We start from the raw sequence: 22,886 nt of genomic DNA, 5'->3' as shown, positions 1-22,886 counted from the left end.
TGGCCAGAGGGCTTCAAGCCGTAGACGCACCTTAGCCTGCGTGACGAAGGCTTATCCCGGTACCCTTGTCGAACAGCACCACCTTGCCCGGATCCCAGGCAAAGCGCACCGGCTGCTCGATCTCGACGTCGGTTCTGGCCGGCACCGTGGCCCGCAGCATGGCGTCGCCGACCCGCAGCGTCAAAATCTTTTCGACGCCATGGTTCTCGACATCGTGGACGCGCGCTTCCACCGGCGCCCCGCTATCGAGATAGACATCCTCGGGACGAATACCGAAGACGAGCGGGCGACCGTCGGTCGAAGCGCTCGTCCTGGTACCCCCCGCAAAAGGCAATTCGAAGTTCAGCGGCGCCATCACCGCGCGGCCATCGACGAGCTTGCCGTCGATGAGGTTCATCGGCGGCGAGCCGACGAAGCTCGCCACATAGGTGTCGCGCGGATTGTTGTAGATCTCATACGGCGTGCCGGTCTGGACGATGCGGCCATGGTTGAGCACGCCAACCTTGTCGCCCATCGACATCGCCTCGATCTGATCGTGCGTCACGAACAGGAAGGTCTGGCCAAGGTTCATCTGGATGTTCTTCAGTTCCGTGCGCAGCGCCTCGCGCAGCTTGGCATCAAGTGCCGACAGCGGCTCATCCATCAGGAATACGCGCGGCTTCCTGACGATGGCGCGACCAATCGAGACGCGCTGCATCTCGCCGCCAGAGAGGCGATCCGTCTTGCGGTCGAGCAGATGCTCGATACGCAAGGTCCTGGCAACACGGTCGACGCGCGTCTTGATCTCGTCGGGCTCGATGCGGCGGATTTTCGGCTTCAGCGGAAATTCGAGGTTTTCGCGCACCGTGTAGCGCGGATAGAGCGAGTATTGCTGCAGAACCAGCGCCACGTCGCGCTCGGCCGCCCCCCAGTCAGCGACATCGGCGCCGTCGATGAATATCTGCCCCTCGTCCGGCTTTTCCAGGCCGGCAATCATGCGCAGCGTCGTCGTCTTGCCGGCGCCGGTCTCTCCGAGCAGCACGAAAAACTCGCCGTCGGCAATGTCGAGATTGAGCCCGGCCAATGCGGTGTGATTGCCGAATCTCTTCGAGATGTTCTTGAGCTGGATATGGGCCATCAGAGTCTCACCCCCAGCGAATCGCCGCTTGCCGTGTCGAAGAAATGCGCCTGCGCCGGGTCGAGCTTGGCGAAGACCTGAACCCCCGCCTTGCCGACGAAACCGGAACGGGTCCGGGCGCGCAACATCTGGGCCCCGACCTTGAGGTCGACGATATCGTAGGAGCCAAGCGGTTCGATGATGTGTGCCTCGACCGGCAGATAACCGTCCGCCGCCTCGCGCGAGACCATCACGCCTTCGGGGCGGATGCCGAGTGCCAAGCGGTCCTGCCCGACGTTCGCGGCGTCGAGCTGGCCGACCAGTTCGGTCGGGAAAAGGAACCCTTCCGCGGCCCCGTCGACGGTGACCCTGGCGCCCGAACCGTTCATCGTCACCGCCGCCTTGGCGACGTTCATCACAGGCGAACCAACGAATTGCGCGACGAACAGATTGGCCGGGCGCTTATACACTTCCGATGGGCTGCCTACCTGTTGCAGAACGCCCTCATGCATGATGACGATGCGGTCGGCAAGGCTCATCGCCTCGATCTGGTCGTGGGTGACGTAGATGGTGGTCGAGCCCTGCTTGATGTGCAGCCGCTTGATCTCAGCGCGCATCTCCTCGCGCAGCTTGGCATCGAGCGCGCCGATCGGCTCGTCCATCAGCATCGCCTTCGGCCGCCGCACCAGCGCCCGGCCGATCGCCACGCGCTGCATGTCGCCACCCGACAGCGCCGACGGCTTCTTGCCGAGCAGGTCGGATATCTGCAGCACTTTGGCGACCGAGCGCACCTCGCCGTCGATCTCCGCCTTGCTCTTGCGCATGGCCCGCAACGGAAAAGCGATATTCTCGTAGACGCTCATGTGCGGATAGAGCGAGAACGACTGGAAAACCATGGCGATGTCGCGGTCGGCAGCCTTGAGATGCTGGACCGGCTTGCCGTCGATGAGGACATCGCCGCCGTCGATCGTCTCCAGCCCGGCGATGGCGCGAAGCGTCGTCGTCTTGCCGCAGCCCGACTGGCCGAGCAGCACGATGAACTCGTTGTCGTCGATCTTGAGATTAAGGTCCTTGATGACCTGGACGGCGCCAAAGAATTTCTGGACGCTACGAAGCTCGATCTGGGTCATGGGTGACCTTCTTTTTCCGGCGCGGCGGTCGCCTGCGGCCTCTGCCTTGGACCGACCCAGCCGGTGATCATGAACGTCAGCAGCCCGACGATGATGATCGTCAGCCCGTAGCGGTGCAGGAAGAGATTCCACGGCTGGCAGAGCGCGATGATGCCGAGCACCATCACGATCTCGGCCGTGCGCTGGATTGTAGCATGGCGGATCATTTGCGGATCGCTCCGAATGACATGCCGCGCAGCAGGTGGTTGCGCAACAGGAAGGTGAAGATGGCGACCGGCAGCAGGAACAGGAAGGTGCCGGCCGCGATCACCGTCCAGTCGGACAGACCGGACCCGACCTGGCTTGGAATGAACGGCGGCGCGGTCTGGGCGCGCCGGTTGGTCATAATCAGTGCGAAGGCATATTCGTTCCACGCGGTGATGAAGCAGAACACGGCGGTGGCGGCGATGCCAGTAGCCGCCTCCGGCAGTACGATCTTGAAGAACGCCTCCATGCGCGTATAGCCGTCGACGAGTGCTGCCTCCTCGTACTCCTTCGGAATTTCGTCCATGAACCCCTTCATCAGCCATACAGAGAAGCTGAGGTTGAAGGCGGTGTAGAGGATGATCAGGCCCCAATGCGTGTCGTTGAGGCCGACCGCCCGGTACATCAGGAACATCGGGATCGCCACCACCACCGGCGGCAGCATGCGCGTCGACAGGATGAAGAACAGCAGGTCCTGTTCCCCCTTTACCTTGAAGCGCGAGAACCCGTAGGCCGTGAAAGTGCCCATGCCGACGGCGAGGATCGTCGAGGTGATGGCCACGATCAGCGAATTCATGAAGCGGCTCGGATAGCCGGACCACTGAACCTCGCCCCGGCCCGAGCGCACCACCTTCTCGCCGCCGTCAAACACCAGCCGCTCCCACCACGGGGCCGCGGCGTATTGTTCCGGCGTCGGCGCTGTGCGCAGTTGCGAGCGCTTGGTGAACAGCTTGACGAAGGGCGATATCTCCGGCTGGAAGACCACCGTCGGCGGGATGGTGGTGGCGAGGTTGCGCGGCTTGAACGCGGTGGAGGCTATCCAGTAGATCGGCGCCAGGAAGATAATCGTGACGATCAGCACGCCGACGATGGCGAGCTTGTTGAGCGAACGCTCGGTAGAGGTGGTGACGGCGGCCATTCTAGCGCTCCTTCACCTTGTTCAGGTATTTGACGTAGATGTTGGTGATCGCCAGGATCATGATCAGCACGATGTAGGCGAGCGCGCAGGAGCGCCCGGTCTGCCATTCCTGGAACGCCATCTTGTAGAGCCGGATCGAGATCACCTCGGTGGTTGGCTGGCTGGTCAGGATGTAGGCAAGATCGAAGGTCTTGAACGCCTCCATGGTGCGAAAGATGATCGCGATCATCAGGATCGGCGCGACCAGGGGCAGCGTAATGCGAAAGAAGGTATAGAACGACCCGGCGCGGTCGATCGCGGCCGCCTCATAGAGGTGCTTCGGTACCGCCGACAGGCCGGCGAGCGACAGCAGCATGACGAAGGGCGACCACATCCAGATATCGGTGATAGCAACCGCGTAGAGCGCCATGTCGGGGTTGGACAGCCACTCGAAGGAGCCGAGGCCGAGCGTATAGTTGATGATGCCGAAGGACGGATCGTAGAGCAGTTTCCAGAACAGGCCGACGACAGCCATCGACAGCATCATCGGCAACAGCAGCAGTGTCGTCAGCAGGCCCTTCAGCGGGATATCGCGGTTGAGCAGCAACGCCACGCCGAAGCCGACGAGGACCTGGCCGACCACCGAGACGATGACATATTTAGCGGTGATGGCGAAATTCGACCAGATGAACAGGTCGTTGAGCAGCTCGCGGTAATTCTGCAGTCCGACGAAATTGGCCGGTGCCGCGCTCGATGCGCGAAAGTCGGTGAACGAATAGCCGAGCGAATAGAGCAATGGAAAGATGTTGAACACGATCAGGAAAACGATCGTCGGAATGATGAAGAGATTGCGGATCGTTAGGTCGCTCATGCCGCGGGCGGCGGAGCGCGACTTGGGATCCAGCGTGGTCATGACTGCAGTGGCCAAGGCCCGTTCCTCCGGAAAAGAAAACGGAAGGGGCGGGCTCCCGCCCCCTCCGAGCGTTAGTGCCGTTTACTTCACGCGGTTGTATTTCTTGAACGTCGCGTTCCAGTCCGCGGCGAGCGCATCGAGCACTTCCTTGGCCGTGCCCTGACCGCCGGTGATGTACGGATAGACGCGCTGGTTCATCTGGATGAGCAGCTCGGCATATTCCGGCGTCGCCCAGAAGTCCTTCACCTTGAACATGGTTTCGTAGAAGGCCTTGTTGTAGGGCGTGGCGTTCTGGAATTCAGGCGACTCGAGCACCTTGGCGCTTGCCGTATAACCGCCGAGTTCCGCCCATTTCTTCTGCGTCTCGTCCTTGATGAACCATTCCAGGAACTTCATCGCCTCTTCCTGATTCTGTGAATAGGAGATGACGGAGATGCCCTGGCCGCCGAGCGCGGCGAACTGGTCGCCGTTCGGTCCTGGAGGGTTGGCGAAGAAGCCGGTGACCTTGGCATTCGGGTTCGAGGCTTCGTTGATGAGCGCCGGGAAGAAGGCGAAGTAGTTCATGCTCATCGCCGCCAGGTTTTCGGTGATCGCCTGGTTGTCCTCGATGAAGAAGGCCTTGGCCCAACCAGGAGGGGTGAAGGAATAGAGTTCCTTGTAGGCCTCGAGCGCCTTGACGTTCTGCTCGGAGTTGATGATCCCGTCGACCTTGTAAGTGGCATAGTCGCCAAGCTCGCCGCCGAAGGAGAAAATGGCGTTCTCGACGCCCATCACCAGAGCGTCATAGGAGTTGTCGGTGTAGATGGCGACGCCGTAGCGCTTTTCGTCGGGCCGGTGGAAGAACTCGGCGATGTCGCGCAGCTGCTTCCAGTCCTTCGGCACGCCGAGGTCGTAGCCGTACTTGGCCTTGAAGGCTTCCATCTCCTTCGGGTCTTCGAACCAGTCCTTGCGATAGGACCAGCCGACCGCGTCGCCCTCGGCCGGGATCGACCAGTATTTGCCGGAGTTGGACGGATATTCGGCGTAGTATTTCACTGTCGCCGGCGCCATCACTTCCTTCAGGTTGTGCTCGTTGAAGAAGTCGGTGAGGTCGACATAGTGGCCTGCCTCGGAGGCCGCGCCAATCCACTGGGAATCGCCGACGACCATGTCGTAGGCACTACCCTTGGCGTTGAACTCGGTGAATGCCTTGGTCTGGAAATCCGGCCACGGCGTCGTCTCGACCGTGATCTTCACGCCGCTCTCGGCTTCGTAAAGGTTGACGAGTTCCTGCAAATAGTTCGCCGGATCCCATTCAGCCCAGAATATGGTGAGTTCCTTATCCTGCGCGTAGACGGACGTTCCGCAGGCGAGCACTAAGCCGATACCAGCAAGCATGCTGGTCACTGTCTTGCGCATGATGATTTCCTCCCTTGTGCGCATTCTACCGTATCATCCGAGCCGGCGGCGAGGCCGACCCTGGTAGTTCTTCCGTGATGGCGCCGTTCCGGTTTTTGAGCCTCCTCGCCCAGCCGGAAACGGATCGCAACCCTCACTTTCGACCGCTATATCGTCCTGATCTGGTATTACCAATTTCGGACGCACGTCAAGCTCTTTCTTGGACGATGGCAGGGCCTCAGACAAGCAGATTCCAGCAACATCTGTCTGTTTTTCTTAAATTTTCCTACTCGTTGATACGCAAGGCCATTCCTCGCGCTACGGCACGCCGACTATTGTCGGTAGTGGGCATCCCCATCTGGTCGAACCAGATCGATGCTATTCCGCAGCTGTCGCCGGCGCGCTTCTGCCTCCTCCACTCATCGATTCCATCACCGCAGCTCGCACCAGGGCGCCGGCTGCCCATTGCGCTACCGACATCATCTTGCGGCTGTCCAGCCCCCATATATCCTTCAGCACGATCAGCACTTCGACGCCGAAGATCAGCGACAGGGCCTGTGCCAGGCGCTTGAATTCGCGTGGCGGCAGCCGGTGCTTGAGCGGTGCGATCGCGTCCTTGAGCAGATCGATGCGATGGCCGCGGGTGAAGGCCGGCTCGCCGTCCAGCGTGCCGGCCTGCCGCCGCGCCCACTGGTCGAGCGACAGCTTCAGCGCCGCCTTGAACGTCGCCTCGAAGGCTTCGATGCGTGGCATGGCCGTGTCGAACAGTTCGACGACGCGGCGCTCTGGATCAGCCGATGCTGACTTCCAGGTGAGGATCGGCCCAAGCCCTTCGTCGACCACCGCCTGCACAAGCGCCGCCTGGCTTGGAAAATACCGATAGGCGGTGGCGCGGGAGACTTCCGCCGCTTCGGCGACCTCGCTGACCGAGGGCGTGGCGCCCGCCTGCATCAGCCTTGTCGCCGTCTCCAGCATCAACCGCCTTGTGCGGGCGCGCGGCCCGCGCGCCGCTCCAGAACCCGCATCGTCGGTCGTTGCCGCTGGTTGACGTGAGACATTCATGTCAATATGATACGCACGTCTCAAAAAATTGCAATGGCCTTTCGATCTGACGAACGGCCGGGCAAAAGAGCGGCCGGCAGCAACGCCGAGTGCGCCTCGAACCGGGGAAACGCAATGAAGCGCGTCTATGTGGTGGGCACCGCCGACACCAAGGGTGAGGAACTCGCCTTTCTTGCCGATGCGGTCGCCGTCACCGGTGCTGCTGTCGCCCGCGTCGATGTCGGAACGCGTAATGCGACCGTGCCGGTCGATGTCTCGGCCGAAGAGGTCGCCGGCCATCATCCCGATGGCAGCAGTGCCGTGCTCGGCAGCGACGACCGCGGCACCGCGGTGGCGGCTATGGCCATCGCCTTCACCCGGTTTGTCCAATCGCGCACCGACATATCCGGCATGATCGGCATCGGCGGCGGTGGCGGCACTTCGATCATCACATCAGGCATGCGCGCGCTGCCGCTCGGCCTTCCCAAGATCATGGTCTCGACGCTCGCCTCGGGCGACACCGCGCCTTATGTCGATGTCTCCGACATCATCATGATGCCGTCGGTAACCGACATGGCCGGCTTGAACCGGCTGTCTCGCGTCGTGCTGCACAACGCCGCCCAGGCCATATCAGCCATGGCTGCGAACCCGGCGCCGCCGCCCGACGGCAAACCGTCGATCGGGCTCACCATGTTCGGCGTCACCACGCCATGCGTGACTTCCATCGCGGACGAGCTTCGTTCGACCTATGACTGCATGGTCTTCCATGCCACCGGCACCGGCGGCCGCACCATGGAGAAGCTGGCCGACAGCGGCTTGCTGTCCGGCGTCATCGACATCACGACGACAGAAGTCTGCGACCTCCTGTTTGGCGGCGTTCTGCCGGCAATCGAAGACCGTTTCGGCGCGATCGCCCGCACGAAACTGCCCTATGTCGGCTCGGTCGGCGCGCTCGACATGGTGAATTTCTGGGCGCCATCGACCATTCCGGAACGTTTTAGCGAGCGGCTGTTCTACGAGCACAATCCGAACGTGACACTGATGCGCACGATACCTGACGAAAGCCGCAAGATCGGCGAATGGATCGGCGCAAGACTGAGCCTCTGCGAGGGTCCGGTCCGGTTCCTCATCCCCGAAAAGGGCATCTCGGCGCTCGACATCGAAGGCGGCGCCTTCTTCGACCCTGAGGCCGATGCAGCACTCTTCGAGGCCATCGAGCGCACGATCATGCCGGATAGCACGCGTCGTGTGATCCGCCTGCCGCTGCACATCAACGATCCCGAATTCGCCAAGGCTGCGGTTGCGGCTTTTCTCGACATCGCCAGACAGTGAGAGACGAAGCCATGCCCGCCATACCGCGCAAGAAGATCCTGGAAAAGTTCCGCAAGATGATTGCCGGCGGCGTGCCGATCGTCGGCGGCGGCGCCGGCACCGGGCTGTCGGCCAAGGCCGAGGAGGCCGGCGGCATCGACCTGATCATCATCTACAATTCCGGCCGCTACCGCATGGCCGGCCGCGGCTCGGCTGCCGGCCTGCTCGCCTATGGCAACGCCAATGAGATCGTCAAGGAAATGGCCTGTGAGGTGCTGCCGGTGGTGAAGAAGACGCCGGTGCTGGCCGGCGTCAACGGCACCGATCCCTTCGTCATCATGCCGCTCCTGCTGGCCGAGCTGAAGACGATGGGTTTTTCCGGCGTGCAGAACTTTCCGACCATCGGCCTGTTCGACGGCCAGATGCGGCAGAGTTTCGAAGAAACCGGCATGGGCTTCGGGCTCGAAGTCGACATGATCGCCGCGGCACACGAACTCGATCTGCTGACCACGCCTTATGTCTTCAACCCCGATGAGGCGCGCGCCATGACCAACGCCGGCGCCGACATCGTCGTCGCTCATATGGGGGTGACCACCGGCGGCTCGATTGGCGCGACGTCGGCCAAATCGCTCGACGACTGCGTGACGGAGATCGACGCCATCGCTGAAGCGGCGCGTGCCGTGCGCAAGGATGTGATCCTGCTTTGCCATGGCGGGCCGATCTCGATGCCGGACGATGCCCGCTACATCCTCGAACGCTGCAAGGGCCTGCACGGCTTCTACGGGGCAAGCTCGATGGAGCGGCTGCCGGCGGAAGCGGCGATCGCCAGGCAGACCGCGGATTTCAAGGCGGTCACGCTGGAGCATCGGGCCCAAAAGTGGGAACCGGATTTGGGAAAATCCGATGCGCAAACAAAAAAAAGCGGTGCCAGAACGACCGCAAAGAAAAAGAAGGGATAGGACGATGACCGACAAGAGCAAGGTGTTCGTGTATCCGAAGGATGTCAGCGCCTTCGGCTTCGGCTGGGGCAAGCTCTCGCTGACGGTGGCGCCCGAAGTGAATGGTGCTGAGCGCTTTTCCGGCGGCGTCGTCGACCTTCCGTCCGGCAAGGGGCACACGCGCCACAACCATCCCGGCGCGGAAGAGATCATCTTCGTCATATCAGGCAATGGCGAGCAGATGGTCGAGGACGAGGACGGCAATCCGGTCGTTGAGAAGGTCGGCCCCGGCTGCACCATCTATGTGCCGGAAAGCCGCTTCCACTCGACGCTGAACACCGGCGATGCGCCGATGCAGCTTTTCGTCGTCTATTCGCCGGCCGGGCCGGAACTGGCGTTGCGCGACCTGCCGGATTTCAGGCTGCTGCCGCCGGGTGGGAAGTGATCCAAGCCGACCTTGATCTGCTATCTATCGACCCGAGGAGCAGTCAAAAGACTATACGTCAGGTTCCAAATTAGTTCTGCAATCTCACCGGCTTCGTCATCAGAGAGTTGCTTCACGGTTGCCGGAACGCGACCCTCGTCCGAATCTTTAGGCGTCACTTTCGTGAGACGGCCCATGATCTCCTTGTATCCTTTAGAAAGTTCCGAGGTGCGAAAATCGCTTTCCTTGATCGGATGAAAGGACATATAGGCGCCGAGCAACCGCGTTCTGATATCTCCATTCCCTACGAGGGTAGACGTGGCGGTCACAAATTTCTCACGGGCGTAATCCTGGCTCAATATCGTTTCTCCTTAAGTCTACACTATCGAAGATAGCATATAAGACGGTGAGCGTCCATTTCAATAGCAGTTTTGTTAATTTTCAAATATCCGCAAACATAAGCGCGCTACATATATTTTGATTATTGAAATTTCAGCTCTATCGGATATCACCTCTATTCCAACCCCTGCCCCGATCACCGAACATGACGTAGCCGGTTTCGGTCACCGCCACCGTATCCTCGAGCTTGATGAAGCCGCGCGTCGGGTGGAGCATCGTCGTCTCGACCGAGAGCACCATATTTTTCTCCAGCGGCTTTTCGGCATAAGTGCCCTCATAAGTCACCGGATGATTGGTCATCAGGAACGGCGCCTCATGGGTGATCAGTCCCATGCCGTGGGCAAAGAAATCGGTATAGGGCGCGACTATGGATCTCTTCAGCACGCCTTCCGCGTAGGAAATCATCTCGCCACCCAGCGTGCCGGAGCGTACCTTGGAAAAGGCGGCCTGCTGCACCGCCTCGACTTCGGCCAACAGATCCTCGAGTTCGGCATCCGGCTCACCGAGAATGCCCATGCGGCAGAGGTCGCCGATATAGCCGTGATAATTGCCGCCGGAATCGATCGACATCACCTCGCCCTTCTTCCACGCCTGCGGCGAGCCGGCGCGGTTGTGGCTGGCGCCGAGCGTCAGCAGGCAATATTCGAAATGCGCACCGCGATTGGTCTCCTCGCGCCGCAGCTGCTCGATGATCTCGGTCTTGGTCGTGCCTTCGCGCGCCCAGGCAATGGTTGCCAGCATGGAATCGGTGATCAGTTCAGAAGCGATGCGCAGCTTCTCCAGCTCCGCATCCGTCTTGATCGCCCGCATCCGCTCCAGCATATCAGTCGCATCGACGAGCCTTGCATCCGGCAGCGCGTTGCGGATCAGCGTGTAGGCATCCGACGGCAGGAAAGCCGGCTCGATGCCGATGCGGGCGCCGCCCTTGCCGATTTTCGTCAGGTGTTCGACGGAGAGATTGGCGGCGTCGAGCGTGCCCCAGCTGGCGGCGTGGAAGGTCGGCGTCCAGAACGGGTTGTTCTGGTGCTCGGCGCCCTCCATGCGGTTGCCGATATAGGCGGCGTGGTCCGGTCCGCCCTTCTCGTAGACGACAACAGGCAGATAGCGGCTGTGGCCGATCGCATCCATGGCAGCGAAGAAGATGAACTTGTAGCCGCCAAGCAGATATTGCGTGTTGTGCTTGGAGGTGGCGAGCAGCACATCGATGCCGGCTTCCTCCATCAGCCGGTCGACCCTGGCGTGGTCGAACGGGATGGTGCTGACGGCATTCTGACCCGGAACGACGTTCATCTTCTCTCTCCCTGAATTCTTTGGCCGCACGATCAGATCGCGGCAGTCTCCAGTCTGGTCTTACAGATAAGTCTGGTCCTACCAGATAAGGTGGGCTTGAACCGCTTTCTGTAACTGGTCCAGCGGACGATATTTTCAAAGCCACATGAGGATGCGCCAAATCCGTCTCTGGCGAAACCCTCGGCAAGGCTCATAATCACCCTTGCAAGGATGCCGTCCGGCGTCCGAGGGTATTGGCCACCCGGCCGGGTGGCTGAGCGGGACGGAGTTCGATCATGTCAGAAGTCAAAGTTTCCAGACGCACCGTGCTTGCCGGTTCGGCACTGCTGCTGGCTTCGACGGCGCTGCCGACGATCGGCTGGGCACAGACGCCGAAGCAAGGCGGACGGCTGGTCGTCGCCGCCGATTCCGAGCCGCGCAACCTCAATCCGGCGATCGTCGCGTCCAACGGCGTCTTCTTCATTTCGAGCAAGATCGTGGAACCTTTGGCCGAGGCGTCCTTTGACGGCAAGGACGGGCTCGACCCGCGCCTGGCGACAAGCTGGGAGGGCGCCGCCGACGGCTTGTCAGTGACGTTCAAATTGCGCGAGGGCGTCAAATGGCATGACGGCAAACCCTTTACCTCCGCCGACGTCGCCTTCTCGGCGCTGCAGATCTGGAAGCCGCTGCAGAACCTCGGCCGCACCGTGTTCAAGGATCTGGAGGCGGTCGACACGCCGGACGAGCTGACGGCGGTGTTCAAATTCGCCAGGCCGACACCGTTCCAACTGATCCGCAACGCCTTGCCGGCGCTGAGCAGCGTGGTGCCGAAGCACGTCTACGAGACAGGCAAGATCGAAGAGAACCCGGCCAACAATGCGCCTGTCGGCACCGGCCCGTTCAAATTCGCCGAACACAAGCCAGGCGAATATTACCGGCTGGAGAAGAATGGCGACTATTGGGGCAAGGACCAGCCTTACCTCGACGAGATCATCTATCAGGTGCTGCCCGACCGCACCTCGGCGGCAAGCGCGCTCGAGGCCGAAGAGATCCAGCTCGCCGCCTTTTCCGCGGTGCCGCTGGCCGATCTCGACCGCATCTCAAAAGTGCCTGGCCTCAAGGTGATCACCAAGGGTTATGAGGCGCTGACTTATCAGCTCGTCGTCGAGATCAACCATCGCCGCAAGGAACTGGCCGACTTCAAGGTGCGCCAGGCGATCGCCCACGCCATCGACAAGGATTTCGTCGTCAAGACGGTGTTCCTCGGCTACGCCGCCACCGCCACCGGCCCGGTGCCGAAAAACGATCCGCAGTTCTATACGGCCGATGTACCGACCTATGCCTTCGACGTGGCCAAGGCCAACGCCCTGCTCGACGAAGCCGGCTACAGCAAGGGTGACGACGGCAAGCGCTTTTCGTTAAAACTGCTGCCGGCGCCCTATTTCAACGAAACCAGGCAGTTCGGCGACTATCTGCGCCAGGCGCTCGCCGCCATCGGCATCGACGCCCAACTGGTCAACAACGACTCGGCCGCGCATATCAAGGCCGTTTACACCGACCACACCTTCGACCTTGCGGTCGGGCCGCCGGTGTTCCGCGGCGACCCGGCTATCTCGACCACCATCCTGGTGCAGAGCGGCATCCCGGACGGGGTGCCGTTCTCCAACCAGGGCGGCTACAAGAACGACGAGCTCGACGCCCTCATCGCCAAGGCGTCGGAGACGCTCGACCCCGCCGCGCGGACGGAACTTTACAGGGAGTTCCAGAAAAAGGTCGCAGCCGACCTGCCGCTGATCAATGTCGCCGAATGGAGTTTTATCAGCGTTGCCAGAGACACGGTGAGGAATGTCGCCAACAACCCACGCTGGGCGGTATCGAACTGGGCGGACACCTATTTGGAATCGTGACACTATCGCGCGGATGAAAATTCGCAGCGAAGTCTGTGTGGAAACTTGGTCAAATGCCGAGTTCCTTCACACCCCCCTCTGTCCTGCCGGACATCTCCCCCGCAGGGGGGGAGATTGGCTGGCCGCAACCTTGGCTCGCTTGCCCGCTGCGTTGACGATTGGCGAAATCGCTGATGACATCCGATCTCCCCCCTTGCGGGGGAGATGTCCGGCAGGACAGAGGGGGGTGCCTGGACGGGGCATTTCTCGGCTCAGCCCCAAGCAGCCGGCGCCGCCATGACCCGCGCGCTTCTCCTCCTTCGCCGTCGCCTCGTCGGCAGCGTCTTCGTGCTGCTGATTGTCGTAATCGGCAGCTTCCTTTTGTTGGAAGCCGCCCCCGGCGACGCGGTCGACGCCTATATCGCCTCGACCGGCGGCGACGCCGGCATGATCGAACTGCTACGCCATCGCTGGGGCCTCGACCAGTCGGCGCTGACGCGGCTAGAGCGGGATGAGATTTATGGGAGTCGTGGGATTCCCAAATCAGCGATGATCTGATTCAACCTTGCTGCTGGGCAGGAGGCCAGCATTGATGGTTGGATATTCAATGGACCTGCGCGAACGGGTTGTTGCGGCGGTCAAGGTTGAAGGGCTTTCGCGGCGCGCGGCGGCTGCTCGATTTGGCGTCAGCTACAGCGCGGCGATCGAGTGGCTGAAGCGGGTGGAACAGACGGGGAGCGTGGCGCCCCGCCAAGTGGGCGGCTACAAGCCGAAGAAGATATCGGGAGCGTGGCGCGACTGGCTTGTCGAGCGCTGCCGGGAGAAGGACTTCACCTTGCGCGGGCTTGTGGCCGAACTTGGCGAGCGTGGCCTGAAGGTTGACTACCGCTCGGTGTGGGAGTTCGTGCACGCCGAGAAGCTGTCTCACAAAAAAAGACGCTGATCGCCGCCGAGCAAGATCGTCCCGATGTTGCGCGCCGACGGAGGCAATGGGTTCTGTATCAGGACCGGATCGACCCCGCCCGCCTGGTGTTCATCGACGAGACCTGGACCAAGACCAACATGGCCCCGCTCAGGGGTTGGGCACCGGTCGGACAGCGGATCAAGGCCAAAGTTCCCAATGGCCACTGGAAGACAATGACCTTTCTGGCTGCGCTGCGTCATGATCGCGTCGAAGCGCCCTGGCTCATCGACGGGCCGATCAACGGCGAGAGGTTCCTCCTCTATGTCGAGAAGGTTCTCGTGCCCACTCTCCAGCCGGGCGACATCGTTGTGATGGACAATCTCGGCAGCCACAAAGGCAAGGCCGTGCGTCGCGCCATCCGAAAGGCCGGCGCGAGGCTCTTCTTCCTGCCGAAATACTCGCCTGACCTCAATCCGATCGAACAGCTCTTCGCCAAGCTCAAGCACTGGCTGCGAAAGGCCGCAAAGCGCACCGTTGAAACGGTCTGCAACGCCATCGGCCAGATTCTCAACCGCGTCACACCGCTCGAGTGCTCAAATTACTTCGCAAACTCAGGCTATGACCGCAGGTAATCTCATCCCGCTCTAGCGAACTACCTCTGGGCGCTGCTGCATATCGATCTCGGCCAGTCGGTCACCTTCTCACGGCCGATCCGCGACGTGATCCTCGAACGCCTGCCCAACACACTGCTGTTGATGGGCAGCGCCACCGCGCTCTCCTTCGGGCTCGGCTCGGCACTCGGCATCTATGCCGGCGCCAGACCCGGCAGCTTTCGCGACCGCTTGCTGTCGATCGGCTCGTTGGCGCTCTATGCCATTCCCGGCTTCTGGCTCGGGCTGGTGCTGATCATCGTCTTTGCCGTCGACCTGCGCTGGTTGCCGATCGGCGGCATCGAGAGCATCGCGTCGGGCAAGACCGGCCTTGACCGCGGGGTGGATATCACCCGCCATCTCGTGCTGCCGGTGTCGGCACTCGGCTTCATCTATCTGGCACTCTATCTGCGCATGATGCGCGCCGGCATGGCCGAGATCTGGCGGCAGGATTTTGTCCTCGCCACCCGCGCCAAAGGGCTCTCCCGCCGCCGGATCGTGCTCGCCCACGTCGCCCGCAACGCGCTGTTGCCGCTGGTCACCATGCTCGGCCTGCAATCAGCGCAGATGCTCGGCGGCAGCGTCGTCATCGAAAGCGTGTTTTCGGTGCCCGGCCTTGGCCGGCTGGCGCAGGAAGCGGTGGCCGCGCGCGACACGCCGCTGCTGCTCGGCATCATCCTGGTCAGCGCCGTTCTGGTCATCGTCATCAATCTTCTTGTCGACATCGCCTATGCCTTCCTCGATCCGCGCGTCGGCGCCAGCGAGGCCAGCGCGTGAGCCCGCTTCGCCGCTTTCTTCGCACGCCGGAAGCGGTCGCCGGCGCGATCATTCTGGTAGCGCTGTTGGCCATGGCGCTGACAGCGCCGCTGTTCTTTCCCGGCGACCCGCAGGCGATTGCCGGGCCGGCATTGCTGCCGCCCTTTCAGGACTGGTCGCTGCCGCTCGGGACCGACCGGCTCGGCCGCGACGTGCTGGCCGCGCTTCTCCACGGCGCCCGTACCTCGCTGGCGGTCGGGCTGGCGGCGGCAGCCGCAGCCCTTGCCTTCGGCGCTGTAGTCGGCACGCTGGCCGGCTTTGCCGGCGGTCTCGTCGACGAGGTGCTGATGCGCATCACCGACGCCTTCCAGACCGTGCCGAGCTTTCTGCTGGCGCTGGCTTTCGTCAGTGTAGTCGGGCCGTCGCTCGGCGTCGTCGTTGCGGCGGTCGCGCTCGGCGCCTGGACCGGGCCGGCGCGTGTTGCCCGCGCCGAAGTGCTGTCGATCCGCGAGCGCGATTTTGTCGCCGGCGCCCGCGTCATCGGCATGCATCCGTTGGAGATCGCCTTGCGCGAAGTGCTGCCCAACGCATTGCCGCCGGTGCTGGCATTGTCGTCGGTGATCGTCGCCGCCGCGATCCTCACCGAAGCGGCACTTTCGTTCCTCGGCCTTGGCGACCCTAATCGCGTGACCTGGGGCGGCATGATCGCCGAAGGTCGCGCCGTGCTGCGCACCGCGCCCTTCCTGTCGATCATTCCCGGCGTAGCGCTCGTGCTGACCGTACTCGGCGTCTACCTCGCCGGCGAAGGCGTCGTCGAAACGGCTGCGGTGAGAAGGAGCCTGTCGTGACGGCGCTGCTTTCGATCCGCGATTTGACGGTGGCCTATCGCCGTGACGGCAGCGAGATGGCGGCGCTGAACCATGTCAGCTTCGATGTCGCCGCCGGCGAGCGCCTCGCCATCATTGGCGAGAGCGGCTCGGGCAAGAGCACGCTGGCGCTGGCCGTTGCCGGACTGCTGCCGGGATCTTCCAACGTTGGAGGCTCGATCGAGTGGTTTTTGCCCTCCTTTGGTGCCAAGGCACCCCCCTCTGTCCTGCCGGACATCTCCCCCTCAAGGGGGGAGATTGCGCTCTCATCTCCGCCTTCGCCAATCTCCAAGGTTGCAGGAGGGGACCCAACAGCGAAACTGCCAATCTCCCCCCTTGAGGGGGAGATGTCCGGCAGGACAGAGGGGGGCCTCATGGAACGCAACGTTCAAATATCTGCCGTTACACCCACCCACTCCCCCCTCGGCGGCCGCGACATCGGCTTCGTCTTCCAGGACCCGTCGGCCAGCCTCGATCCGGTCATGGCGGTTGGCGAGCAGATCGCGGAAGTCGCGCACACACATCTCGGCCTTACCTGGTCGCAATCCTATGCCAGGGCAAAAACCCTGCTCGAACGCGTCCGCCTGCCCGACCCGGACGCCGCCTTGCACGCTTATCCGCACCAGCTTTCCGGCGGCCAGAAGCAGCGCGTGGCGATTGCCGCGGCGATCGCGGCCGGTCCGAAACTGCTGATCGCCGATGAGGCGACCAGCGCGCTCGACACCATCGTGCAGGCCGAGATCGTCGCGCTGATCCGGCAATTGGTGGCCGAGGACGGTATGACGCTGCTGTTCGTCAGCCACGACATCGCGCTGGCCACCGAGCTGGCCGAGCGCATCGCCGTGTTCCGGCACGGCGAGCTGGTCGAACTCGGCGCGACGGCGCAGATCGTCGCCAGCCCGCGCCACGCCTACACAAGAGCGCTGCTCGATGCCCATCTCGGCCTCGACGCCGAACCGCTGCTGCGGCAGTCGGGAGCGTCGCGGTGAGCAGTCCATTGCTGGCCGTTTCCGGCCTGACCAAACGATATCGGCGCGGCGGCAAGACGATCGCCGCCGTCGATGATGTCTCCTTTCACATCGAGGCCGGCGAGACGCTGGCGCTGGCCGGCCCTTCCGGCAGCGGCAAGTCGACGATCGCCAGGCTGCTGCTGCGGCTGATCGAACCGGACGCCGGCCGTATCGAGTTCGAAGGCGGCGATTTCCTGTCCCTGAACGGTACTGCGTTGCGCGCACGGCGCGCGCGTTTGCAAATGGTCTTCCAGGACCCGCTCGCCGCCTTCAATCCGCGCGCCAGCGTCGCGCGCGTGCTTGACGATCCTTTGCGCATCCATGGCATCGCGGCCCGATCAGAACGCCCGCGGCGCATCGCCGCTCTGCTCGAGCGCGTCGGCCTGAGCGCTGATCTCGCCGCCCGCGCCATCCACGAGATCTCGGGCGGCCAGCGCCAGCGCATCGCGATTGCGCGAGCCATCGCCACAAAACCGTCGCTGATCGTCCTCGACGAGGCGGTGTCCGCGCTCGACGTATCGGTTCGCCGGCAGATCCTGCAATTGCTGCTCGATCTGCAACGCGAGCAACGGATCGCCTACCTGTTCATTTCGCATGATCTCGGCGTCATCAGCGCCATCGCCCATCGCGTCGTCATTCTCGATGCCGGCCGGGTCGCCGAAAGTGGCAACGCCCGCGCGGTCATCGGTGCCCCGCAGTCGGCGATCGGCAAGGCGCTGGTGGCGGCAGCGCCAAAACTGAACAGGACCGGCACGCAGGGCGCAGCCGACCGTCAGTAACCCAGCGCGCAACCATCCTTGCGTGGATCGGACGCGCCGGTAAGCGTGCCCTTGTCCCAGTCGATCAGCACCAGCTGGCCGCCGCCATGCGGGTCGGTTGGGATGGACACGTCATGGCCGCGCTCGCGCAGGCCAGCGATCGCCTCGGCCGGAACGCCACGCTCGGTCTCCACAGTGTTCTGGCGGTAAAACACACGTGGCGCATCCAGCGCCTCCTGCGGGTCCATGGCGAAATCGATCATGTTGGTGAGAAGGTGGACATGGCCGAACGGCTGGTAGCCGCCGCCCATCACGCCAAACGGCATGACTGCCCTGCCCTTGGCTGTCACCATGCCCGGCATGATGGTATGCATCGGACGTTTTCCCGGTGCGATGCGGTTTGGATGGTCCGCCGCCAGGCGGAAGCTGCTGCCGCGATTCTGCAGGACGACGCCGGTCTTGGGGCCGACCACCCCGCTGCCGAACGAACCAAAGGTCGAGTTGATGAAGCTGACCGCATTACGGTCGCGGTCGACCACCGAGATGTAGACGGTATCGCTCGGCTGAAGCTCCAGGCGAGGCAGATGGGTCATTGCGCGCGCCGGATCGATCTCGGCGCGAAGCCGGTCCGCATGGGAGCTGGACAACAACTGCTGCACGGGAACATGGACCCGGTTCTGGTCGCCGATGAAATCGTCGCGGTCCTGATAGGCAAGCCGCCCCGCCTCGATCTCGAGATGAAAGCGCTCGGCGCCGTTTGGGTCCAGCGAGCCGAGCGAAAAGCCTGACAGCACATTCAGCATGATCAGTGCCGTCAGCCCTTGGTTGTTCGGCGGCATCTGATGGATGTCGTAGCCCCGGTAGGATGTGCCGACCGGCCTGACATAGTCGCCCTTCGTCGCCGAAAAATCCTCGAGCGCATGCAGCCCGCCAAGCGCGCGCAGACGTGACACCATGTCGTCGGCGACCTCGCCATCATAGAAGCCGGCGCGGCCACGGCGCGAGACGATGCGCAAGGTCTCGGCCAGTTGCGGCTGCCGGTGCAGCTCGCCGGCCTGCGGCGCCTTTCCATCCGGCAGAAATATCCGCGCCGCATGTTCGTCGGCGGCCAGCAAGGCGGCACTTTCAGCCCAGTCGAAGGCGACGCGGTCTTGGACGACATAACCCTGTTCGGCGTAACGTATGGCCGGTGCGAGCGCGGCGTCGATGCCCTTTCTGCCATGATCATCGAGCAGCCGGCACCAGGCGTCGACGGAGCCCGGCACGGTGACCGAGTGCGGACCGGATTCAGGCAGTTGGTCATGCCCCTTGTCCAGATACCACTCAGCCTCTGCTGCTGCCGGTGCGCGGCCGGAGCCGTTGAAGGCCAGAACCTCGCCTTGGCCGTTGGGACAGTAGAGGACGAAACAGTCGCCGCCGATACCGGTCGATTGCGGCTCGACCACCGCCTGCACCGCCGCCGCGCACACGGCTGCGTCCATCGCGTTGCCGCCGGACCGCAGCATCTCGATTGCCGCCAGCGTCGCCAGAGGGTGCGATGTCGCGGCCATCGCTTCCGTCGCACGAACCGGCGAGCGCCCGGGGAGTTGGAAATCACGCATGCAGTCCAATAGCCCCTGACCAACAAGATGTGAACTGGCAACGGCGGCGAAAGGGCTGCGCCACCGAAAGCAGCACGATCACAGCGCCCAACCCTGGGAAATTGCAGATCTCAATCAGCGAACTTAAAAATATCCGTGGTGTAGTCGGGGTAGGCGTTAAGACTGTCGAAAAGCTCGGCGAGATCAGGGGTGTCCGCCAATATTCCGGACAAGACCAGCGCAGTCGCCACACCGGCACCAATTCCACCGGCGACATCGTGTTCGACGCTGTCGCCGATACAGACCACGCTGCTGCGGTCCGGGTTGCCCGCCAGCGCCAGCGCGGCGTCGAAGATCGGTGTATAGGGCTTGCCGATACGGGTGACGCTGCCGCCGAGGCTCTCGTAGAGATCCGCAAGCTGGCCGGCGCCAAAGCGAGGCCCGACTGCCGTCAGCATGATCTTGTCGGGATTGGTGCAGAAGCACGGCACCTGCCGCGTCGCTGCCGGCGCAAAGAGCCTGCGATAGTGCTCGATGTCGTAGCGGTCGCCCTCGCTGGCGGCGATCAGCACCAGTTCGGCATCGTCGCCGTCGCTGGTCAGCGTAAAAGGCAGACCTTCAATCGCCGAACGATCGCCCTCGCGGCTAATCAGCAAACATTTTGTGTTTGGTCGCAGCGTTCCGGATATCGCCATGTCGTGAAAAGACCGCCACGCGATCTCGCCGGAAGAGACAAATTGATCCCAGCTTCCTGGTTCAAAGCCGAGCTTCAGCAAGCGGGTCTCGTTGGGCCGCGCCCGCCTGCCGGAATTCGAGACCAGCACGATCGTCCTGCCTGCACGCTTCAGCGCCGCCAACGCCTCCACGGCGCCCGGATAGGGGTTCGTACCATCGTGCAGCACGCCGAACTGATCGAGCAGGAACACCTGATAGCGCTCGACCAGCGCTCCGATGCCGTCGAGATGTTCGACCTTTTTCGTGCTCACAACAGCCCCGCTGCGATTGCGCCGATCAGCGCCAGCCGTGCCGTGCCGGCGGCCGCCTCGTCCGAAAGCGCCGGCAGAAAATCGACGCCCAGCTTGCGCTGCCGGATCGCGGTCCAGGCGGCGTTTGCCGCCCCGCCGCCGACACTTCTGACCGACGTCAACCGGGGGGCGCCGAGTTCGGCAAGCCGGCGATAGCCGAGCGCCTCGATCACCGCGATGCCCTCGAACATGGCTTTCAGATAGTCGGCGTCGTCCGCCGGCCGCGGCGTCAGGCGTGGCAGCAAATCAGGATCGGCGATCGGAAAGCGTTCGCCAACCGCGGGAAGCGGATAATAGTCGAGGCCGGTCTCGGTCATCGGATCGATCACCACACTCAATTCGATGATCCGCGCGAGAGAAAAATGCTGCGCCAGCACCTTGCCGCCCGAATTCGACGCACCACCCGCCAGATAGGCATCTCCCAGCCGGTGACTGTAAATGCCGAACTGCGGCGCCGAGATCGGCCGGTCGGAGAGGACTTTGATGGTCAGAGAGGAGCCCAGCGTGGTGACGCCGTCGCCAACTGCCGCAGCACCCGTCGCCAGGAACGACGCGCAGCCATCCGTCGTGCCAGCGACCACGGCAACGTCGCGCGCCAGGCCGAACCGGTCCGCCGCACTCGCGGTGAGCGTTCCCGTGACATCGCCCGGCTTGACGACACGAGGAAGAAATCCCATGCGCATGCCGGTCGCCGCAATCCAGTCCGGCCAGCGGCGGGCCTCGACGTCGTAGCCGGTTTTCAGGGCATTGTTCTCGTCGCTGATGTCGAAGGCGCCGGAAAACTGTGCCGCGATCCAGTCGGCCTGATGCAGCACCGCAGCAATGCCGGGCAGGCGCTGGAACCACAGCGCCTTGGCGAGACCGGACGTCGGCCCACGTGCTGCGCTCGCGGCCGGCGCCTCACGCGCGATCACCGCCAGAATGACGTCGTCGTCGACCTTGTCGCTGTACATCAACGGCTCGGCCAGCGGCCGCCCGGCGCCGTCGACCGGCAGCAGCGTGCCCGAAGTGCCGTCGACGGCAATCGACCGCACCGCCGCGCGATCGATGCCGGAAAGCAGTTCGGTCAGCGCCGCGCCGACCGCTGACCACCATACCGAGGGGTCGCGGGCGTTCTGGCCAAATCTGTCGAGTGGAACGGCGGAACGCGCGGCAATCGAGAAGTCCGGCCGCATGGCGACGGCGCGCGCACCCGATGTGCCTATGTCGATCCCAATCGAAAGCGGGCCGATCGAAAGCGCCATCTCAGCTGCCGGCTGCATTGAGTTTCTGGCGATACTTCTCGGCGTCCCAGTTGATCAGTTCATCGTTCTCGGCGGCGGTCAGATAATTCAGCTTCGCTGCGACGTCGACCCGCGACGTCACGTCGGCGAGGCAGCGTTGCATGGCATTGGCGCCGGGACTGGCGTCGCCGCGCATCAGCACGCCAAGCCCGGGAAACAGGATCGCCACCGGTGCCGTACCGCACCGTTCGGTGACACGCATCACGTCCTCACCGGGCCTCGCCACGACCGAACCCTGGCCGAGAAAGATGACGTGATCGGGATAGAGGCTGCCTCCTGCCGCCATGCGGCGGCTCTCAGGATCGATCGCGACGGCATGCGCTTCGACATCCGCTGGCAACCTGTAGCCGGTGTGTCCGATGAGCGCCGTCAATGCGACAAGGTTGGGCTCCGCCACCTCGCGCGGCGGCCGCGCCAGCAGCCCCGTGACGCGACGCAGCAGCGCCTCGGCGCCGGCCACGGTTTCGGCTGCGACGACCAGGCCATGATTGGCAAGGATCAGCACATCGACCCCAGGCCGAAGGCGCTCGACAATCCCCTGGGCAAGCGGCAGGCCCGGCCGGCGATAGGGAACATACGCCCATTCGAGACCATCGAGGCGCTTGGCGATTTGAGCCTCGCAGTCGGCCTGCACCGCAAGCGAAATGGTGTCGACGCAGTGGACATGCAGGACGACGCGCTGCGGCATCAGCGCGTGAACCGTGGTCTCGATCGAAGGACGCAGCTTGCGGGCATTGAGCGCCTCGATGGCGAAACCCTGTGGCTGATCGGCGGCCGGGTCGCGCTCCTCGACAGCCCTAAGCAGCGGGGGGATCGCCACGGGAACCATGATCTCTTCGGCGAGCGCATCCTTCATCCAGGTGCCGGAAGCCTTGATCCAGAGCGTGTCGCCGGCTTTCAGCGAAGTGTTGCCGCCCGCGGCCTGGGTCAGATGCGGGTCGCACCCGATGCTGGCCGAAAGCGACCGCAACGCAGCCAGTTCCTGCGCATCCGCATTGATTGCCATCGAAACTCCTTCACGAACCGGCGCTCGCCACGGCTTTGGATCCGGGTGGCCAGGATAACGCATGACGCCGGTATCGCAGATGCGAGCAAGTTACGTCAATAGTGATCTTGTTCAACCAAATCA

General features: G+C 63.2%; 21 protein-coding genes and 2 pseudogenes. 10 read left to right on the top strand and 13 right to left on the bottom strand.

The window, feature by feature from the left end; translation table 11 throughout:
- Positions 1-31: 31 nt before the first annotated feature.
- From JG739_RS07195 to JG739_RS07165, 7 genes are all read right to left on the bottom strand, one after another.
- Positions 32-1,117, bottom strand: a complete 1,086-nt coding sequence (locus tag JG739_RS07195; protein WP_202365863.1) for an ABC transporter ATP-binding protein — start codon at positions 1,115-1,117, stop codon at positions 32-34.
- Positions 1,117-2,226, bottom strand: coding sequence for an ABC transporter ATP-binding protein (locus tag JG739_RS07190; protein WP_202365862.1), 1,110 nt, complete (start codon positions 2,224-2,226; stop codon positions 1,117-1,119). Before JG739_RS07190 ends, JG739_RS07195 begins: the two co-directional genes overlap by 1 nt.
- Complete coding sequence (locus tag JG739_RS07185) at positions 2,223-2,432, bottom strand: hypothetical protein (RefSeq protein ID WP_202365861.1); 210 nt, start codon at positions 2,430-2,432, stop codon at positions 2,223-2,225. Before JG739_RS07185 ends, JG739_RS07190 begins: the two co-directional genes overlap by 4 nt.
- The gene (locus tag JG739_RS07180) at positions 2,429-3,388 is read right to left on the bottom strand and encodes a carbohydrate ABC transporter permease (RefSeq protein ID WP_202365860.1); all 960 of its coding nucleotides are present in this window, start codon (positions 3,386-3,388) and stop codon (positions 2,429-2,431) included. The genes JG739_RS07185 and JG739_RS07180 overlap by 4 nt, the downstream gene beginning before the upstream one ends.
- A gap of 1 nt (position 3,389) precedes the next feature.
- Positions 3,390-4,295 (bottom strand): carbohydrate ABC transporter permease, encoded by a 906-nt coding sequence (locus JG739_RS07175; RefSeq protein ID WP_202365859.1) that lies wholly within the window; start codon positions 4,293-4,295, stop codon positions 3,390-3,392.
- 66 nt (positions 4,296-4,361) lie between these two features.
- On the bottom strand, positions 4,362-5,678 hold the full coding sequence (locus JG739_RS07170) for an ABC transporter substrate-binding protein (protein ID WP_202365858.1): 1,317 nt from the start codon (positions 5,676-5,678) through the stop codon (positions 4,362-4,364).
- A 357-nt stretch (positions 5,679-6,035) separates the two neighbouring features.
- On the bottom strand, positions 6,036-6,719 hold the full coding sequence (locus tag JG739_RS07165) for a TetR/AcrR family transcriptional regulator (RefSeq protein WP_202365857.1): 684 nt from the start codon (positions 6,717-6,719) through the stop codon (positions 6,036-6,038).
- A 114-nt stretch (positions 6,720-6,833) separates the two neighbouring features.
- Between JG739_RS07165 and JG739_RS07160 the strand changes: the two genes are divergently transcribed.
- Genes JG739_RS07160 through JG739_RS07150 form a run of 3 tightly spaced genes read left to right on the top strand, consistent with a single transcriptional unit; the run spans position 6,834 to position 9,392 of the window.
- The gene (locus JG739_RS07160; protein ID WP_202365856.1) at positions 6,834-8,030 is read left to right on the top strand and encodes a Tm-1-like ATP-binding domain-containing protein; all 1,197 of its coding nucleotides are present in this window, start codon (positions 6,834-6,836) and stop codon (positions 8,028-8,030) included.
- A gap of 11 nt (positions 8,031-8,041) precedes the next feature.
- The gene (locus JG739_RS07155; protein WP_446720540.1) at positions 8,042-8,968 is read left to right on the top strand and encodes a phosphoenolpyruvate hydrolase family protein; all 927 of its coding nucleotides are present in this window, start codon (positions 8,042-8,044) and stop codon (positions 8,966-8,968) included.
- Positions 8,969-8,972: 4 nt separating this feature from the next.
- On the top strand, positions 8,973-9,392 hold the full coding sequence (locus JG739_RS07150; RefSeq protein WP_202365855.1) for a cupin domain-containing protein: 420 nt from the start codon (positions 8,973-8,975) through the stop codon (positions 9,390-9,392).
- Between the two features lie 20 nt (positions 9,393-9,412).
- Here the strand turns inward: JG739_RS07150 and JG739_RS07145 are convergent, their stop codons facing one another.
- Both JG739_RS07145 and JG739_RS07140 read right to left on the bottom strand, forming a co-directional pair.
- Positions 9,413-9,730 carry a hypothetical protein gene (locus JG739_RS07145; protein WP_202365854.1) on the bottom strand — a complete coding sequence of 106 codons (318 nt, stop codon included), beginning with the start codon at positions 9,728-9,730 and terminating at the stop codon, positions 9,413-9,415.
- A gap of 139 nt (positions 9,731-9,869) precedes the next feature.
- Positions 9,870-11,060: a M24 family metallopeptidase gene (locus JG739_RS07140; protein WP_202365853.1), complete on the bottom strand. Its 1,191-nt coding sequence runs from the start codon at positions 11,058-11,060 to the stop codon at positions 9,870-9,872.
- Between the two features lie 275 nt (positions 11,061-11,335).
- On the opposite strand from JG739_RS07140, the gene JG739_RS07135 reads away from it, so the two are divergent.
- From JG739_RS07135 to JG739_RS07105, 7 genes and pseudogenes are all read left to right on the top strand, one after another.
- Positions 11,336-12,946, top strand: a complete 1,611-nt coding sequence (locus tag JG739_RS07135) for an ABC transporter substrate-binding protein (RefSeq protein ID WP_202365852.1) — start codon at positions 11,336-11,338, stop codon at positions 12,944-12,946.
- Between the two features lie 276 nt (positions 12,947-13,222).
- Positions 13,223-13,429: pseudogene (locus JG739_RS07130) on the top strand (ABC transporter permease); the annotation flags it as partial.
- Between the two features lie 88 nt (positions 13,430-13,517).
- Positions 13,518-14,461 (top strand): IS630 family transposase gene (locus JG739_RS07125; RefSeq protein WP_446720497.1). Its coding sequence is split into 2 segments (ribosomal slippage): positions 13,518-13,854 and positions 13,854-14,461, totalling 945 coding nucleotides; the frame shifts between segments, so codons are not numbered across the junction.
- Between the two features lie 39 nt (positions 14,462-14,500).
- Positions 14,501-15,256: pseudogene (locus JG739_RS07120) on the top strand (ABC transporter permease); the annotation flags it as partial.
- A complete protein-coding gene (locus JG739_RS07115) occupies positions 15,253-16,083 on the top strand; it encodes an ABC transporter permease (protein ID WP_202365851.1) in 831 nt (276 codons plus the stop codon). The pseudogene JG739_RS07120 and the gene JG739_RS07115, both read left to right, overlap by 4 nt.
- Complete coding sequence (locus JG739_RS07110; protein ID WP_274609427.1) at positions 16,080-17,090, top strand: ABC transporter ATP-binding protein; 1,011 nt, start codon at positions 16,080-16,082, stop codon at positions 17,088-17,090. Before JG739_RS07115 ends, JG739_RS07110 begins: the two co-directional genes overlap by 4 nt.
- The gene (locus tag JG739_RS07105) at positions 17,087-17,890 is read left to right on the top strand and encodes an ABC transporter ATP-binding protein (RefSeq protein WP_202365850.1); all 804 of its coding nucleotides are present in this window, start codon (positions 17,087-17,089) and stop codon (positions 17,888-17,890) included. Before JG739_RS07110 ends, JG739_RS07105 begins: the two co-directional genes overlap by 4 nt.
- Here JG739_RS07105 and ggt read toward each other — a convergent pair.
- The 4 genes from ggt to JG739_RS07085 all read right to left on the bottom strand — a co-directional run bounded on the left by ggt (position 17,884) and on the right by JG739_RS07085 (position 22,763).
- Positions 17,884-19,470, bottom strand: coding sequence for a gamma-glutamyltransferase (gene ggt, locus JG739_RS07100; protein WP_202365849.1), 1,587 nt, complete (start codon positions 19,468-19,470; stop codon positions 17,884-17,886). The two genes, JG739_RS07105 and ggt, sit on opposite strands and share 7 nt — an antisense overlap.
- Before the next feature lie 110 nt (positions 19,471-19,580).
- Positions 19,581-20,435: a TIGR01459 family HAD-type hydrolase gene (locus tag JG739_RS07095; RefSeq protein ID WP_202365848.1), complete on the bottom strand. Its 855-nt coding sequence runs from the start codon at positions 20,433-20,435 to the stop codon at positions 19,581-19,583.
- Positions 20,432-21,736, bottom strand: coding sequence for an FGGY-family carbohydrate kinase (locus JG739_RS07090; RefSeq protein ID WP_244749725.1), 1,305 nt, complete (start codon positions 21,734-21,736; stop codon positions 20,432-20,434). The genes JG739_RS07095 and JG739_RS07090 overlap by 4 nt, the downstream gene beginning before the upstream one ends.
- Positions 21,720-22,763 carry a class II aldolase/adducin family protein gene (locus JG739_RS07085; RefSeq protein ID WP_202365847.1) on the bottom strand — a complete coding sequence of 348 codons (1,044 nt, stop codon included), beginning with the start codon at positions 22,761-22,763 and terminating at the stop codon, positions 21,720-21,722. The genes JG739_RS07090 and JG739_RS07085 overlap by 17 nt, the downstream gene beginning before the upstream one ends.
- Positions 22,764-22,886: the final 123 nt, after the last annotated feature.

The organism is Mesorhizobium sp. L-2-11 (genome assembly GCF_016756595.1).
In the GTDB taxonomy this organism is placed as follows: domain Bacteria; phylum Pseudomonadota; class Alphaproteobacteria; order Rhizobiales; family Rhizobiaceae; genus Mesorhizobium.
The sequence above is the reverse complement of the archived record's forward strand: the minus strand, read 5'-3'. Positions and strand labels throughout refer to the sequence as shown.

What these genes read in the sequence shown, in the direction of transcription:
- JG739_RS07195 (WP_202365863.1), bottom strand. Translation starts at nt 1,117, where the DNA reads ATGGCCCATATCCAGCTCAAGAACATCTCGAAGAGATTCGGCAATCAC.
- JG739_RS07190 (WP_202365862.1), bottom strand. Translation starts at nt 2,226, where the DNA reads ATGACCCAGATCGAGCTTCGTAGCGTCCAGAAATTCTTTGGCGCCGTC.
- JG739_RS07185 (WP_202365861.1), bottom strand. Translation starts at nt 2,432, where the DNA reads ATGATCCGCCATGCTACAATCCAGCGCACGGCCGAGATCGTGATGGTG.
- JG739_RS07180 (WP_202365860.1), bottom strand. Translation starts at nt 3,388, where the DNA reads ATGGCCGCCGTCACCACCTCTACCGAGCGTTCGCTCAACAAGCTCGCC.
- JG739_RS07170 (WP_202365858.1), bottom strand. Translation starts at nt 5,678, where the DNA reads ATGCGCAAGACAGTGACCAGCATGCTTGCTGGTATCGGCTTAGTGCTC.
- JG739_RS07165 (WP_202365857.1), bottom strand. Translation starts at nt 6,719, where the DNA reads ATGAATGTCTCACGTCAACCAGCGGCAACGACCGACGATGCGGGTTCT.
- JG739_RS07160 (WP_202365856.1), top strand. Translation starts at nt 6,834, where the DNA reads ATGAAGCGCGTCTATGTGGTGGGCACCGCCGACACCAAGGGTGAGGAA.
- JG739_RS07155 (WP_446720540.1), top strand. Translation starts at nt 8,042, where the DNA reads ATGCCCGCCATACCGCGCAAGAAGATCCTGGAAAAGTTCCGCAAGATG.
- JG739_RS07150 (WP_202365855.1), top strand. Translation starts at nt 8,973, where the DNA reads ATGACCGACAAGAGCAAGGTGTTCGTGTATCCGAAGGATGTCAGCGCC.
- JG739_RS07140 (WP_202365853.1), bottom strand. Translation starts at nt 11,060, where the DNA reads ATGAACGTCGTTCCGGGTCAGAATGCCGTCAGCACCATCCCGTTCGAC.
- JG739_RS07135 (WP_202365852.1), top strand. Translation starts at nt 11,336, where the DNA reads ATGTCAGAAGTCAAAGTTTCCAGACGCACCGTGCTTGCCGGTTCGGCA.
- ggt (WP_202365849.1), bottom strand. Translation starts at nt 19,470, where the DNA reads ATGCGTGATTTCCAACTCCCCGGGCGCTCGCCGGTTCGTGCGACGGAA.
- JG739_RS07090 (WP_244749725.1), bottom strand. Translation starts at nt 21,736, where the DNA reads ATGCAGCCGGCAGCTGAGATGGCGCTTTCGATCGGCCCGCTTTCGATT.
- JG739_RS07085 (WP_202365847.1), bottom strand. Translation starts at nt 22,763, where the DNA reads ATGGCAATCAATGCGGATGCGCAGGAACTGGCTGCGTTGCGGTCGCTT.